The 13,636-nt window shown below is 43.2% G+C and carries 16 protein-coding genes; 14 read left to right on the top strand and 2 right to left on the bottom strand.

Features of this window, described 5'->3' with window-relative positions; all coding sequences use genetic code 11:
• Positions 1-17 precede the first annotated feature (17 nt).
• Positions 18-215, bottom strand: coding sequence for a hypothetical protein (locus F6K64_RS14265; protein ID WP_287254190.1), 198 nt, complete (start codon positions 213-215; stop codon positions 18-20).
• Between the two features lie 272 nt (positions 216-487).
• Here F6K64_RS14265 and F6K64_RS14260 point away from each other — a divergent pair, with 272 nt between their 5' ends.
• The 12 genes from F6K64_RS14260 to F6K64_RS14205 all read left to right on the top strand — a co-directional run bounded on the left by F6K64_RS14260 (position 488) and on the right by F6K64_RS14205 (position 11,309).
• Positions 488-1,249: a hypothetical protein gene (locus F6K64_RS14260; protein WP_008184446.1), complete on the top strand. Its 762-nt coding sequence runs from the start codon at positions 488-490 to the stop codon at positions 1,247-1,249.
• A 303-nt stretch (positions 1,250-1,552) separates the two neighbouring features.
• Positions 1,553-2,380, top strand: coding sequence for a hypothetical protein (locus tag F6K64_RS14255; RefSeq protein ID WP_008184443.1), 828 nt, complete (start codon positions 1,553-1,555; stop codon positions 2,378-2,380).
• Positions 2,373-3,302: a hypothetical protein gene (locus tag F6K64_RS14250; protein WP_008184439.1), complete on the top strand. Its 930-nt coding sequence runs from the start codon at positions 2,373-2,375 to the stop codon at positions 3,300-3,302. The genes F6K64_RS14255 and F6K64_RS14250 overlap by 8 nt, the downstream gene beginning before the upstream one ends.
• A 4-nt stretch (positions 3,303-3,306) precedes the next feature.
• Positions 3,307-5,541, top strand: a complete 2,235-nt coding sequence (locus tag F6K64_RS14245; RefSeq protein WP_008184437.1) for a hypothetical protein — start codon at positions 3,307-3,309, stop codon at positions 5,539-5,541.
• A gap of 8 nt (positions 5,542-5,549) precedes the next feature.
• Positions 5,550-6,644, top strand: a complete 1,095-nt coding sequence (locus F6K64_RS14240) for a hypothetical protein (protein WP_008184435.1) — start codon at positions 5,550-5,552, stop codon at positions 6,642-6,644.
• Positions 6,586-7,947 carry a vWA domain-containing protein gene (locus tag F6K64_RS14235; RefSeq protein ID WP_008184433.1) on the top strand — a complete coding sequence of 454 codons (1,362 nt, stop codon included), beginning with the start codon at positions 6,586-6,588 and terminating at the stop codon, positions 7,945-7,947. Before F6K64_RS14240 ends, F6K64_RS14235 begins: the two co-directional genes overlap by 59 nt.
• 73 nt (positions 7,948-8,020) lie before the next feature.
• The gene (locus F6K64_RS14230; protein ID WP_131826922.1) at positions 8,021-8,248 is read left to right on the top strand and encodes a hypothetical protein; all 228 of its coding nucleotides are present in this window, start codon (positions 8,021-8,023) and stop codon (positions 8,246-8,248) included.
• Between the two features lie 144 nt (positions 8,249-8,392).
• The gene (locus F6K64_RS14225) at positions 8,393-8,764 is read left to right on the top strand and encodes a hypothetical protein (protein WP_287265650.1); all 372 of its coding nucleotides are present in this window, start codon (positions 8,393-8,395) and stop codon (positions 8,762-8,764) included.
• 139 nt (positions 8,765-8,903) lie between these two features.
• On the top strand, positions 8,904-9,053 hold the full coding sequence (locus F6K64_RS14220) for a hypothetical protein (RefSeq protein ID WP_154659747.1): 150 nt from the start codon (positions 8,904-8,906) through the stop codon (positions 9,051-9,053).
• Between the two features lie 15 nt (positions 9,054-9,068).
• On the top strand, positions 9,069-10,463 hold the full coding sequence (locus tag F6K64_RS14215; RefSeq protein WP_008182210.1) for a vWA domain-containing protein: 1,395 nt from the start codon (positions 9,069-9,071) through the stop codon (positions 10,461-10,463).
• Between the two features lie 100 nt (positions 10,464-10,563).
• Positions 10,564-10,722: a hypothetical protein gene (locus tag F6K64_RS14210; protein WP_154659746.1), complete on the top strand. Its 159-nt coding sequence runs from the start codon at positions 10,564-10,566 to the stop codon at positions 10,720-10,722.
• Positions 10,719-11,309: an FHA domain-containing protein gene (locus tag F6K64_RS14205; RefSeq protein ID WP_008182209.1), complete on the top strand. Its 591-nt coding sequence runs from the start codon at positions 10,719-10,721 to the stop codon at positions 11,307-11,309. Before F6K64_RS14210 ends, F6K64_RS14205 begins: the two co-directional genes overlap by 4 nt.
• On the opposite strand, the gene F6K64_RS14200 is transcribed toward F6K64_RS14205, so the two are convergent.
• On the bottom strand, positions 11,278-11,469 hold the full coding sequence (locus F6K64_RS14200; protein WP_131826923.1) for a hypothetical protein: 192 nt from the start codon (positions 11,467-11,469) through the stop codon (positions 11,278-11,280). The two genes, F6K64_RS14205 and F6K64_RS14200, sit on opposite strands and share 32 nt — an antisense overlap.
• Positions 11,470-11,512: 43 nt before the next feature.
• Here F6K64_RS14200 and F6K64_RS14195 point away from each other — a divergent pair, with 43 nt between their 5' ends.
• Both F6K64_RS14195 and F6K64_RS14190 read left to right on the top strand, forming a co-directional pair.
• Positions 11,513-11,695 carry a hypothetical protein gene (locus F6K64_RS14195; protein ID WP_131826924.1) on the top strand — a complete coding sequence of 61 codons (183 nt, stop codon included), beginning with the start codon at positions 11,513-11,515 and terminating at the stop codon, positions 11,693-11,695.
• A complete protein-coding gene (locus F6K64_RS14190) occupies positions 11,673-13,535 on the top strand; it encodes a PP2C family protein-serine/threonine phosphatase (protein ID WP_008182207.1) in 1,863 nt (620 codons plus the stop codon). Before F6K64_RS14195 ends, F6K64_RS14190 begins: the two co-directional genes overlap by 23 nt.
• Positions 13,536-13,636 lie beyond the last annotated feature (101 nt).

The raw sequence follows: 13,636 nt of genomic DNA, 5'->3' as shown, positions 1-13,636 counted from the left end.
TCCGCCCCTAAGGCACCCTAGGTACTCTCTTCTTGATCCATGGGCAGACCTATATCAAAAAAAAGGACAAACTTGGCATTAGGCATCAGAGGTTTCAGAGCCTGCAAATAGCTCTCGCCATCAGAACGGTTGCGGAACCGAGCGAATACTACTGGTTGCCTCCGTGGTGATAGGCGAATCATAACCCATGGGTATAGGCATGGACGATAAGACATAATATGAAGTTATCTCCTTTAAGGGGAACCCAGAGCCAGCCTTGAGCCTACGAAAATCCCTAGGCTGGCTCTTCCCGTGGATTTTATGTCCACAATTTGATTGTAGCACAAAAAATATTATATTATAGCATATTTTTTTAATTTTTGTAACAAATTCTTGAGGTAGTCGGGAGCTTCGACTTCCGACTCCCAATCCCGACTCCCTAAAACCTTGCACCTCACCGATTGATAAAGTTGGTACTATACCATAAAATAGTAATCTCGACTAGACGGTGGCAGTAATTTACATAGGCGATCGCAATACCGGCAAGACAGCCTTAGCCATTGAGTTAACTAACTCTAAATTTGACTATGTCCATATTCCCAACCAGAGTTACGACAACCTGAAGGCACTCTTCTTTGATGAAACAGAAGACAAATTTCGACCCACACCAGTTGATCCCACCAATGTCTATAGCACTCGTTACCTTGAGGTAGAAGTAAAGTTACCGGCTGGTCGCAAGACCATCTCTATAGACTGGATCGATACTCCGGGGGAAGTCTGGCGCAAATCCTGGCAGCTGGATAATCCCCAACAATGGCAGCAGGTATTGGCAGCAGTAAAGCAGAGCGAGGGGATTTTGCTAGTCTTGCCACCCTATCGGGAGATGCTATCACCCCAGGCTCCGGTAGACTTCTCGGAATTTCCTACTCAACAACAGTGGTGTAATAGATTTCAACGGTGGGTAGATTTTTTTCATAATGATTGCCCCAAGGTACGACATATTGTGATTTGCTTAAACAAAGCCGATCTATTTTGCGATTTAGAGCAAGAAGCCTTTCAGCTTGCCTATGATCCACTGCGTTCTCGGAAAAACTGGTATCAACGTAATAGCTATGTTTCCCAGCGCTACTTTCGACCAGTGCAACGTCAACTAGTAGCCATGACTAAACCTCCTGCGGGGGTGCCTGTGCGTTGTTTTATTACCAGTATTTATAATCGTGCTCTGTTAGAACTACCCTGGATTTATTTAGCCAGCTTTCTTGCTAGTTAGGAGGTAAGCTATCAGTTATCAGCTATCAGCTATCAGCTATCAGCTATCAGCTATCAGCTATCAGCTATCAGCTTCAGTTATCAGCTATCAGCTATCAGCTTCAGTTATCAGCTATCAGCTATCAGCTATTAGCTATCAGTTATCAGTTATCAGTTATCAGTTATCAGGTGATCTGCACGCTGAACAAACCCTTTAAAATAAAACACCTAAGCTTTGTTTAATCTTAGTTACGTCTACTGACCGCTGACCGCTGACCGCTGACCGCTGACCGCTGAATGCTTACGTTAAGAGAGGAATTACAAGATGGGAAATATCTTTGTCATTGGTCCGCGAAAATCAGGAAAAACCACTTATTTAGCTGGTTTGGCTTATTGGTCCGAGCGAAAAATGGCTTTTAACCAGAAGATGTTTACCGTCCACCCCTTGAATGAAGATGCTAGACATCTTGCTGAACAAGCTAGAAATATAATCCTGTCAGGAGATTCCTTAGAAGGCACAAGACTTCCTTTAGGAGGGGTTAGTGATTTACCTGTTTACTCCTTTCAGATCGAAGTGAAGAGAAAGCTGCATAAGAACGAAACGATTAACCTAGTTGTTAAAGATGCTGCTGGAGAACTTTTTGACGAATTAGAATCAGGCTTTATATACCATAAACACGAAGATTTATTTCAAGAATTATTAAGTAAGGATGTAGGGGGATGTTTAATTTTCCTGACTGGGTGGCAAGGAAATAGTGATGAGTATTACGCTCAAAAATTGAGGGTTTTTACTCAAAAACTCGATTTCTATGAAAGAACCAAAGACTTACGGGTAGCGGTGGCCATCACTAAATGTGAACGAGGGGAACTGTGGCCGGGCAGGCTTGATCCAGGAGTTGACTTGTTTGATGTGCATTTACGACAAACTAAATTATTGCTTCAATCGGAGATTGCACCAGAAAACTTGCGCTTTTTTGCTTTATCAACCTTTGGGGTTTTGGGTCGAAATGACCCCAGACCTAATCGTATCAATGAACCAGGATGGGATGGAGAAATGTCAGTGCTGAGAGACCCTGATAAATGGCAACCCTATAGTATATTTTCTCCCCTTTATTGGCTCAGTACAGGCAACAGGATAGGAGTCAATGTTTAATAAGTGGTTAGGAAAAAACAAGTTAGGGAAAAAAATCCTGCCTAAACCAGCACAACTGAGTGCTAGTGTGCGGGTGATTGGAGACCGTAAATCTGGCAAAACTACCTACATGGCTGCCTTGGCTCGTTGGCCTGGAGCTGACCCCTCCACCAGTCCAGTGCAGACAGTAACACCAATTAATGAAGATGGGGAAGCACTAATCGAGAAAGCCAAGAAAATTTTAGAACAAGGGGAGCAGTTAGAAGGCACTCCCTTGGATGCTAAGGCCGATGAAGTTAAAGATTATAGTATCGAGATAGTTCTCAAAGACCAGTTTTCCTGGCGGCGGCTGAAGACCAGCTTAGGTTCCTCTTTGGTAAGGCTCAACATAAATTGTAAAGACTATTCTGGAGAGTTTTTCCAAGATGTGTTGTACCAAGCAGCTACCCCCTTGCTTCGGGATTACCTAGAAGATGCCGTGCAAGCCAACGGCATTATGTTACTGGTTGATGGCTTAGCTAATCGCAAAGACAAAGAGTATGCCAATGGTCTGGATAAATTTTTGATCGCACTAGACCGAGCAGAAACAGGGGTGATACACCGGCGCATTGCCCTGGTTCTCACCAAGTGCGAACAGCCTGAGTTATGGGTAAATCGCCATCAACCGACGTATGTAGCAACCGCTCGCTTTCCTGAAGTTATGAAACGATTGCAGGCTTGGGAGCAATCGGGACCTGGAAGCATTGATTGCTTCACCACCTCGGCTTTTGGCATGTTGGGGGAGCGCCATCCAGAACCAAACATGAGGCGTATTAGTCGAGACCGTGAGGGAATTAAGGAATCAATCCTGAAAAATCCCCAGGGTTGGAAACCCTTTGGCTTAGTAGCTCCGATCTACTGGCTTTGTACTGGCCAACGGCATAGAAAACTAGACCAGGAGTAAAACAATGGACTCTTTTAATGGTAATTCTATTACTATTACTGTTGAAATTTACGAATTTAGCACTGGTATCAAGGCTGAGATCACCCCAGATGGGGGCTGGATATCCAGAGGCTTCACTGGACGGTACATGAATGTCACTTTACCCCAGATTCCCTATACGGTCGAGCGCGCGATCGCTAATAAACGATTTGCTGTAGTTGAGGGTGCTAATAGTAACCAGCCAGCAGTAATTGGTCGAGTTGTGCCAGGAGAGCCCGATTCTTGTATACCGGATTGGTCAGTGGTGGCAGTGGTGAGTCGGGGTAGGGATGATGGGGGAAGACCTCTTTCAGTCTATCGTTATTTCCTCTGTCAGGGGGCAGATAGTCTCGGTAAAATCCTGAGCTGGATGGAGGACTATGCCCAGCGAGTAGGCCATCTGCCTGTTTTTAATCCTTTTGAGACTAGAGTAGATCCTTCACAAGAGATTTCTATACCACCTGAAATCCCCTCAGAGAAACTTGAGCACAAGTTTGAGCATAAGTCTGTGCCGATAGTGCTCTCATGGCAGCATAAGCCTAATTTCAGACTGATTAACAAAATAGCTGAAATAAAAGCTGGAGCTGAGCCGGTATCCTGGGCTTACAATGCTCAAGCCTTAGAGAACCCTTGGAGCTTTGTTGTGATTCATCCAGCCAGTGAGCGTGCCTATGGAAGTTTTCTGCAAGTGAAGGCTAATCGTCCCTTAGCTCTGATGCCAGCAACGGTAGACGAACAGGCACTCAAGTCAGCAATTAAACGCTTGATCAACAGTTCTCAGGTGAAATCAGAAGCGGTTCGTCAGATAGCAGGGGCGTTAGGGAACCAGAAAATTACTTCAGACTACTGGCACAGGTTATTTGATGATCAAGGAGCCCAACATGCTCTGAGCCAGAACTTATATACTCCTCAATTCATAAGATTGATAACTCTCAGAGCCATGGTGATTCCAGAAACTCTACCAGAGTTTTTGGATTGGTTGAATATCAAGGGTGGTAGACATAAACCTGACAACAATCAAGTCATATCCTTAGAGTTTCAAGAGGCTATTGGTGACCAAATCCCACCGGAGCTACTTGCTAGGGGCATCAAACTTATCCTGCCTAAACTGCTCGAAAAACAAATCACTCCTGAAGCTGTTCATTGGTTACTGGCAGCTCGTCACAGTGCCTGGAAACATTACCGCAAGCAGTTTATCAATGATGTTCAAGCTGATTTAGAAATGATTAGTAGTTTTAATCGGCGGTCATATAGTTCAGAGTCCAACTCTTTCCGTTGTGGAGATAAAATTTGGAATAGATTAAAATATTTGAAAGTAATTCGCCGCCGACATAGACACTCTGAACCTTATTACAAGCCTCTAGCTAAATTGTTTGAATGCCTGAGAGAGTATCGTTTATCTGCCTATTTTTATCAGGTTGGTTTTGGTGGAGTACCAAAGGAAATATTTAATAAAGCTTTTCCAAATTCACGTAAATCGGTTCAAGACGCTTTTGGATTGCCTATCAAGCCAATGATGACTCCACAAGAACAAATAAGTAAGCAATATTCTGGGATTTTAAACTTTATATGGAATAATAGAGACTATTTTTCGATTATTATAGGATTATTTTTAATTTTCTCGCTTAGTTATAAATTTATTCAAAAATCCGGAGATTATATCAGTTATATAAACAGGCAACTATCAAACAAAAAAAAAGATGTCAAAAAAAAATCAAGTACTACAAAGAGTGCTGTGGTTACTCCAACCCAGCCTACTTCAGGACAGAAGGTCAATCTTGCTCCTGAAATGACTAAAATTGAGAAGGATAAAGCACTTGCGGAATTTCCTAAAACCACTAGTCAAGTAATTTCGAGAATAGTCCAGGAATTGACTAATGATCTCAAAGGTATACTACCACAAGATCTACCAGCAACACCAGATAAACGAGAAAATGAAATTGAAGTTGTCAAAGCACTTAAGACAATTCTTAAAGACCCAACTCTCAATTATACTGGTGCAATTGAAAGAAAGGTAAAACCTGAAAGTATAAAATATTTAAGTACGAAATGGGTAGAAGCTATTTATGCATATCAAAAAAATAAAGGGATTCAGTATGATGGTATCATAAATTATTTACCTGGAATATCTGAATCAACCTATGAACAATTAAAGTATGATACCAAAAAAAATCTTGAACAAGTAGATAATAGAACCCAAAATAATCAAAATAAAACATGATGTAAAAAATGCGGATTTACCTTTACATACTAGCTGGAATAACCTCAGCATTAATTGGCTGGAATATCGGTCAAGTCGCCATTACTAACCTAGGCTTGTCAAGGCTAATTCCAGAAGAAATTGTCCTATTTCCGTGCATTGCTATCTCCTTAGCCGTGGGGATGGTAATTAATGAAATCTTTATTAGTAACCCCACCAGACTTAAACTAAACCTCCGCATTGCCAAAATTCCGATCCTGATTGCTGTTGGCTTAGGAATTATCATCGGTTTAATTTCTGGAGTGATTTACCAAATCCTGTTATTATCTCCTATTCCAGGAATTATAATTAGACTCCTAAGTTGGCTCTTAATAGGGAGCTCAGTAGGCTTGGCAGAGGGACTGACTTGGTGGTGGCGCAGTGTGGAAGCAGGGGATCCCAAACGCTTCCAAGAACGGTTAAGAACTAGTATGATTGCGGCTAGTGGTGCAGCGTTAGTTGCTGCTCTACTGTTTGAATCGATCCGCCCACTGTTGAGTGAGATCGAAAACAGAGGTTTTGAAGACCCTCTAGGATTCTCGATTTTAGGCTTGGTGCTAGGTTTAGTATTTAGCATTACCAATTCACCAAGTTATATGGCAGCACTGAGAGCAGGTGGTGGTTTTGAATACACCGGACCTAACTATGAAGATAGTGAGCCAGGGGTGATCACCGTAAATAATCCTTTTCCCTATATCAATAAGTCTCTACTAAAATTTGTCAGTAACAGTAAAGCCGATGAAATCGAAGAGGGGTTGTCAATTCAATTACCTGCTACTGGCACGATTAGAATTGGCTCTGCTGTCAAACAGGTAAACCATAAAGGAGGCTCGGATATTTATTTGCCTGGATTGCCACTCCATGTAGCAGACATAGTACTGAAGCAGCGCCAAGCAATTTTATCTCCCAATCCCCTACATTTCAATACTATCGAAATTAACGGTAAACCCTTGAAAACCCGCGAAGATATTGTTTTGAAACATAACCATGTCTTGACGTTTAATAGCCTTTATCCAGGAGGGAAAAATGAAGAAAAAATCTATCGCTTTGTCTACTACAATCGTTTCTTTGACCCGCAAGCTTAGTTTACTAATATTGTGTGCCGGTTGCTTTAGTTATCCTAGTGGAGTACAGGCACAAGAAGCGAAAATCCTTAATGCCACCGTTGAGGATGAACAGGTCAAAATTCGCATCCAAGTCAAAAATGAATATGACCAACCTGTCACCAACCTCACCGATGAAAATTTCCAGGTCTATGTAAATAATGATAAAGTTACCTTTAAGCCCAAGCATTGGAAAAATCCGACAAAAGCTGAGCAGCCTTCGGCCTGGATTATCTTCCTACTGGACATGAGTGGCAGTATGGCCAAGCCCGATAAACCAGGCTCTAGCCAAAGCAAACTGGAGGGAGCCACTGCAGCGATGCGAGAATTTATCAAAAATACAGCAGATCGCAGTAGTCATACTCAAGTAGCAATTGTTCCCTTTGGTGAACCCCATCCCAAAAATTGCCCCAAGGGTGGCTATCCTGTTAATCAAGCCACACTCAATAAATTTTTTCCTGTAGGAGACTCCGAACTCCAAAACTATCTTGGTGAGCTTGCCAGTAAAAAACCCTGTGCTGCCACTAATGTCTACAAACCCCTTACTGAAGCAGTAAATTTCTTAAGTGAGCAAAGAGGTGACCCTCGCTTCTATCCGAAAAAAGAGAAATTCTGGCAACCTCAGCCTCAACAGCCCCGGCTTTCGATTATTCTTCTATCTGATGGTTATCACAGTACATCGGCAACCAAAGAAGCAGAAGAGCAGGAATTTGAAACACTCAAGAGACTGATCAAAGTCAATGATAATATTATTGTGCATACTTTGGGGTATGGCTTAAAACCTCGAGAGTTAGCCGAGAAGTATAAAAACAATGGCTTTTCTAAACAAGAAGCAACAAGGGAAGACGTTTTTTATACTGAGGGTGGCAAGAAAAAATTGCCACCAAACAAAGTACCAGAAGAAGAGTTTGTAGACCGCGATCGCATAGACGAAATTTCCAGGATTACGGGAGGAATTTGTAAAATTTCGGGGGATGCTCAGGCTCTTGGCAAGTCCTTGAAAGTATTCCTTGATGCTCTGCTCGGTGAGTATGAAATCACCTACAATGACCCCAACCCGATACGGGCGGAAAGGCATCAGGTTCAGGTTAAAGTTGATTCCCGACATGTTTCCACAGAACGCTCTGAACCTAAACCTTACAGAATTACCTCCTTTGGATGGTCACTTCCTTTACCGATCAGACTGACCATGTTTCTGGGTACTTTCGTGGTCATGGGAGTTGGAGGTGCAGTGCCATTTTACTTATGGGGACAATATCTAAAGCGAGAGGAACTTGAAGATTAATATATCAAAGAGAACAGGGAGTCGGGAGTCGGGAGTCGGGAGCGGTGCGACCCGTGGCGAATTTAATAATTAGATGCGGAAAGCGCACCGAGGGAGTCGGGAGTCGGCAGTCGGGAGTCGGGAAAAGGTAACAAAAATTCTCACAATTCCGACACGGATTGGTATTACAGGTCTTGGTGGCGAGTGTGGGAAATTGGGCGCGATGTTCCTTCGGAACCGCTTCGCGAACGCATCATCTCCAGCACAAGCGGTAGAGTTTTCTTCCTGGTCTAGTTCACAACTACACCATTATAATTACTAACCCTATCTGGAAGGAGCCAAACAATCTTGTTTCCCGATTCCCGATTCCCGATTCCCGATTCCCGATTCCCGATTCCCGATTCCCGATTCCCGATTCCCGATTCCCGATTCCCTAAAAAAAAACCCAATCGATAACTCCTATAAAATGGTAAACTATACATTCATTCTCCATATAAATAATATAGAAGATGAATACAGCTATGCCATTAATTTAGACAAAAGCCAGGAAGATAATCCCGATTTATTTTTCACTAAATCAGAGCGAGAAAAACTGAGAAATTGGTTTCAAGAGCAAAGCCTATACAAAATTAATGATGATAACCTTAATAAAATCATAGAAACCTGGATAAAAGACATAGAAGAAGGCTTTAGAGACAGTTCAATTACTATGGCTTTACCTTTACTGATTAGTCAGATGAAAGAAGCCGGTAATCAAGAAATACCCCATCCAATTTACCCAGATTTGTCTGGGATAGAACCTATTTCAGGAATGTTACCGCCGTTGAATTTTAATTAGAATTATTGTAGAAGTAGGGAACAGGGAACAGGGAGTAGGGAGTAGGGAGTAGGGAGTAGGAAGTCAAGAATATGGCATCAAAAATTATCACAATTAATTCATTTATTATCTCTAGATTTAGACAGCGTTTTTAATAACTATGAGGTACATAGAATTTTTTCCCGGTTCCCGATTCCCGATTCCCGATTCCCGATTCCCGATTCCCGATTCCCGATTCCCGATTCCCGATTCCCGATTCCCGATTCCCGGTTCCCTTTTTAGTTCAATCCTATGTTCACAACTCAAATAAAAACCCTATACAACAATGAGTAATCCACCCCTATATGTAACAATTACTCCTCATCGTGAATTTCTGCCTGCGGATACCCCAGACCAGAAACTATTTGTGATGTTGAAACTGCGACCGACCAAAGAAGTAGCAGTCGAGCTACCCTCAACTAGTTTTGCTTTTGTGATCGATACCAGTGGTTCCATGTATGAAGTGGTGGAAGGGGACACAAAACCTACAGGTAGAGTTTACACACAGGATGGAAACGACTATGAGGAAGTGATAGGTGGTAAAACCAAGATCGATATTGTGATTGAGTCACTGTTAAATTTAGTGCGCTCTAACCAGTTAGGTGGAAGCGATCGCATTGCCATTATCCAATTTGACGACCAAGCCTCTACTATTGTTGGACTAACACCAGCAACTGAAACCAGCCAGTTAGAAGCAGGGATTGAGAAACTCCGTAACTACAGTGGTGGCACCTGCATGGGAGAAGGGATGGAGCAGACCCTGACTATGCTCTCCGGTCAAACCATGACCAGTCGTCATGCTTTAATCTTTACTGATGGTCAAGCTTTTGATGAAGAAGAATGTCGGGAACTCGCGAAACAATTTTCGGAAAACGGTATCCCCATTACAGCCTTGGGAGTTGGTGACTACAATGAAGATTTACTGATCAACCTCAGCGATACTACCGCTGGTCACCTTCACCATATCGTTTCAGGAGATGCCACAGGTACTGATGTTGCTATTAGGGACTTACCCCAAATCCTGTTTAGAGAATTTAGCCAAGCCCAACAGGAAGTTATTAATAACCTTACCCTTACTGCCAAGACAGTTAAGGGGGTAAAACTCACCCGTGTTGTCCGGGCTTACCCTGACCAAGCGGAATTTCCCCTGATTCAATACCCCTATCTGATTGGCACCGCCATGGCCAATGATGAAACAGTCTTTATTCTGGAATTCACCATCGACAGTCACAGCAGCTCCCGTGTACGTATTGCTCAACTTGGTTTAACCTACGATATTCCAGGACAAAATCGCCGAGGTGAGCTGCCACCTCAAAATGTGGTAGTTCAATTTGTTCCTGGTCAGAGCGGAGCGGCACAAGTAGACCCAGAAGTAATGGGTTATGTACAACAGTGCAATATTTCTCAGCTAGTAACTCAAGCTACCAGACTGGCTGATAGTAATCCCGAAGAAGCAGGAAAACTCTTAGATACTGCCCGTCGGATGACAGTCAGGATTGGCAACCAAGCCATGCTTGACTCTCTCAATCAAGCTCAAGACGAGTTACGCAAAACTCGCAAGATTTCTTCTGGAACTCGTAAAACCATCAAAATGGGTTCCAGAGGTAAGACTATCAAAATGACTGGAGATATTAATAGTGACCTTTCAGAAGAACAGATTCGTAACCTCTCAGGAACTTAGACCGTCAGCGGTGAGCTAAAAGCTCACGCTACGCGAACAGCGGTCAGCGGTCAGCCGTCAGCCGTCAGCCGTCAGCGGGCATCTTGGTGGAACAGGCATCTTGCCTGTTTCAATTCCCAGGCGGACTGTCCCAACCCTGGCTACGAGCTTGAACATCAGGGCAAGCCCGCCCCTAACGCACTCCTCCCGACTCCCGACTCCCGACTCCCGACTCCCGACTCCCTTTATATATATTTACTCACCAAGGATTTATCAATGATTACCTGCTCAATTTGTGGCTATGATAAAAACCCAGAAGGAACCGAATTCTGTGAGGCTTGTGGTTCTGAATTACAATCCCAAACCAAAGTACCACCTGAATCTCAACCACCAATCATAATCCAACCTCCTCAGCAGAATCCCTGGAAAACTACACCAGCACAACCTCTTGATGAGCCTCTACCAATCACCCTAGAGCAACCCCAACCCCAGCCCTTTATACCTCCAACTCCTCCTATTACTAATACTGCTTTAATAGCGAAACTGATTGCTAAGCAAGCTGATGCTCCTGTCCCAGAATTCTGGCTAGATCATAGCAATCTTATCGGCATCTTTGATCCAGATATGGGTCCTGTTGATATTGACTTAGAGCCATTTGTCGGTAACGAGACAGTCTCCCGCCACCACGCAGAAATTTATCGAGAGGGAGGGCAATGGAAAATCAAAGACCTTGGTTCTACCAATGGTGTTTTTATCAAGCCTGCTGGTAAAACTCGCTTCAATGCCAAAATTACCCGACCGGAAACCATCAATCCCGGAGATGAAATTGCGATCGCTAAAATTCGTTTCCTCTTCCAAAGCCCATAACAGTGCATCTCATATTTGTCGGGAATCGGGAATCGGGAATCGGGAATCGGGAGTGTGGGGAGATGGGGAGATGGGGAGATGGGGAGATGGGGAGATTATGATGACAGCGTTTTTCATAACTATGAGGTGCGCTCTTACCATTAAGAATTAAATTCGCCACAGGTCGCACCTGAGGTACACAGGATTTTTTTCACTCTTACCTCTTGCCTATTGCTAGCATGCCTATTGCCTATTGCCTGCTCCCGACTCCCGACTCCCTCGGTGCGCTTTCCGTTGGCGAATTAAATTCGCCACGGGTCGCACCGCTCCCGACTCCCGACTCCCCCACTCTCACAACCATGGAATTTAAATCAATACCAGCTTATGACCAATGGTTTAGTAATTGAACAAGATGCAGAATTCCCGATAGACAACTATCACCTCAAAGTCCGGTCATACCTAGGTCAATTGACAGCAGGTATTCACTACTTTGAAGTCAACTTTGAAGTCAACCTTGAGTCTACTGACCCCAGTCCCACTACAGGCAACTTGGCCTTGCTGCGTGTGGGGTCTAGTGACGGTGGGCTAAGTCGAGAATTACAGCTAAGGGAAAAGCTAGGTAACTATGCCATGATTGCCGAATTACTAGCTAGTACCATCCAAGACTCTGTAGTTATTAACCCTAGCCCACCCTCCCTGGAGCCAGAACCGGAGACACAGAAGCCAGAGGAGATAGAATCTTCTGAGCAACAGTCTCCAGTTACCACTGACCAAGAGGAATCAGAAGCAACAGTTAGTGAAGAAGAAACAACTGACCAAGAGCTCAACTCTGAAACTAGAGAAGATACTAGAGAAGATTCCTCGGAAACCCCTAAGGACCCTGAGCCTGAATCTGAATATCTAGAGGAAGAATACTATCCAGAAAATGAAATCAGTCCTGACACCTCTGGTCAAAGGCTGATGCTATTAACGTCGCTGCCAGACAGTCAATCAACCTTAGAGACTTGGCTGCAAGAAGAGCATTCTGATCAAGAGTCTCTATCACTGATTATCCCCATCTGTCAATGTTTTTACTATTTATATCAGCGTCAGTGGTGCTTGGTTGATGTGATTCCGAAACTGATTGAAATCGGAAAACCGATCAAGTTTTTTGATTTAACCAGTGCCTATCCTATTGATCAAAAGCTCGACTATGGCTTGTTAGGAAACTACTGCGCTTTTGAACTCTCCTCCGGTAATCCCTTCCAGGAGTCAATGAGCAGTTACACTGTGGGAGCGCTGCTTTACCAAGCTATTCATCAACAGCTTCTTCCACAAGACCAGACTCTTGACATCCAGATTAAGCCCATTCCTCAGATTTATCAACTGCTCAAGATTTGCCTCTCTTCTGTTCCAGAAGAACGCTTCTCCCTTTCCCACTTACTGAGTCTCTTAATTGAAACTCGTAAATCATTTCAGACCACCCAAGTTCAATGGCAAGTGGCCAGTAAATCAACAGTAGGACTCTCAACTAGTCGTTTACACAACGAAGATAGTTATGGAGTACGACAGCAACAGTTGAGTAATGGTGATACTATGATTTTAGCCGCTGTTGCTGACGGTATGGGTGGCATGTCTCAGGGAGAGTTAGCCAGTCAATTAGCCATCAAAACCGTGTTTGAGCAACCGATTCCCTCTGAGTTGAAAACTGTCAACCAGCAGACAGATTGGTTGGTATCATTATTCCAAAACGCTAACCAATCTGTAACTAACGCCGTACGAAACGGCGGAACCACACTAAGTGTAATTTTAGGGATTAGTAACAACTTACTAGTGGCTCATGTGGGAGACAGTCGTATTTACTTAATCAGGAAAGAACAAATATGTCAATTAACTGAAGACCACTCACTAGTAGCGATGTTACTGGCCAGTGGTGAAATCACCTATCAAGAAAGTCTTGACCATCCAGATAGTAATATTCTTACTAAAGCCCTGGGTTCACAACCAAGACTTAGTGATGGTTATGTCCAAGATTTGAGCCACTTTAGTCAAGACTTATCCCTAGCTCTAGAAGATAGTGATATCTTGCTGCTCTGTTCAGATGGTGTCTGGAGTTTAGTGTCAGATACTGAACTAGCGGAAACTTTTAAAAAAACTCAGCCTTTACAAGCAGCTGTTGACGAAATTATCCAAAAAGTTATAGATAATGGAGCATATGATAATGCTACAATTTTAGCATTGGAGTGTTGTATAAAAAATGCTAGTTGAGGCATCTGCACTTAAATAAAGTATAGCATTTATAAATGAGATGTAAACCGAGGATGTCTTTTTTTATTGTCTAATAAAAATACGGATATCTTTACCCTCTT

The organism is Moorena sp. SIO3A2, from assembly GCF_010672265.1.
In the GTDB taxonomy this organism is placed as follows: Bacteria; Cyanobacteriota; Cyanobacteriia; order Cyanobacteriales; family Coleofasciculaceae; genus Moorena; species Moorena producens.
This window is presented reverse-complemented; position numbering and strand designations above follow the sequence as displayed.

Excerpts from the sequence above, each read along its gene's own strand:
- F6K64_RS14220 (WP_154659747.1), top strand. The coding sequence starts at position 8,904 with ATGAGGTACATAGAATTTTTTCCCGGTTCCCGATTCCCGATTCCCGAT.
- F6K64_RS14190 (WP_008182207.1), top strand. The coding sequence starts at position 11,673 with ATGACCAATGGTTTAGTAATTGAACAAGATGCAGAATTCCCGATAGAC.
- F6K64_RS14230 (WP_131826922.1), top strand. The coding sequence starts at position 8,021 with ATGCGGAAAGCGCACCGAGGGAGTCGGGAGTCGGCAGTCGGGAGTCGG.
- F6K64_RS14240 (WP_008184435.1), top strand. The coding sequence starts at position 5,550 with ATGCGGATTTACCTTTACATACTAGCTGGAATAACCTCAGCATTAATT.
- F6K64_RS14235 (WP_008184433.1), top strand. The coding sequence starts at position 6,586 with ATGAAGAAAAAATCTATCGCTTTGTCTACTACAATCGTTTCTTTGACC.
- F6K64_RS14215 (WP_008182210.1), top strand. The coding sequence starts at position 9,069 with ATGAGTAATCCACCCCTATATGTAACAATTACTCCTCATCGTGAATTT.
- F6K64_RS14225 (WP_287265650.1), top strand. The coding sequence starts at position 8,393 with ATGGTAAACTATACATTCATTCTCCATATAAATAATATAGAAGATGAA.
- F6K64_RS14245 (WP_008184437.1), top strand. The coding sequence starts at position 3,307 with ATGGACTCTTTTAATGGTAATTCTATTACTATTACTGTTGAAATTTAC.
- F6K64_RS14265 (WP_287254190.1), bottom strand. The coding sequence starts at position 215 with ATGTCTTATCGTCCATGCCTATACCCATGGGTTATGATTCGCCTATCA.
- F6K64_RS14205 (WP_008182209.1), top strand. The coding sequence starts at position 10,719 with ATGATTACCTGCTCAATTTGTGGCTATGATAAAAACCCAGAAGGAACC.
- F6K64_RS14250 (WP_008184439.1), top strand. The coding sequence starts at position 2,373 with ATGTTTAATAAGTGGTTAGGAAAAAACAAGTTAGGGAAAAAAATCCTG.
- F6K64_RS14255 (WP_008184443.1), top strand. The coding sequence starts at position 1,553 with ATGGGAAATATCTTTGTCATTGGTCCGCGAAAATCAGGAAAAACCACT.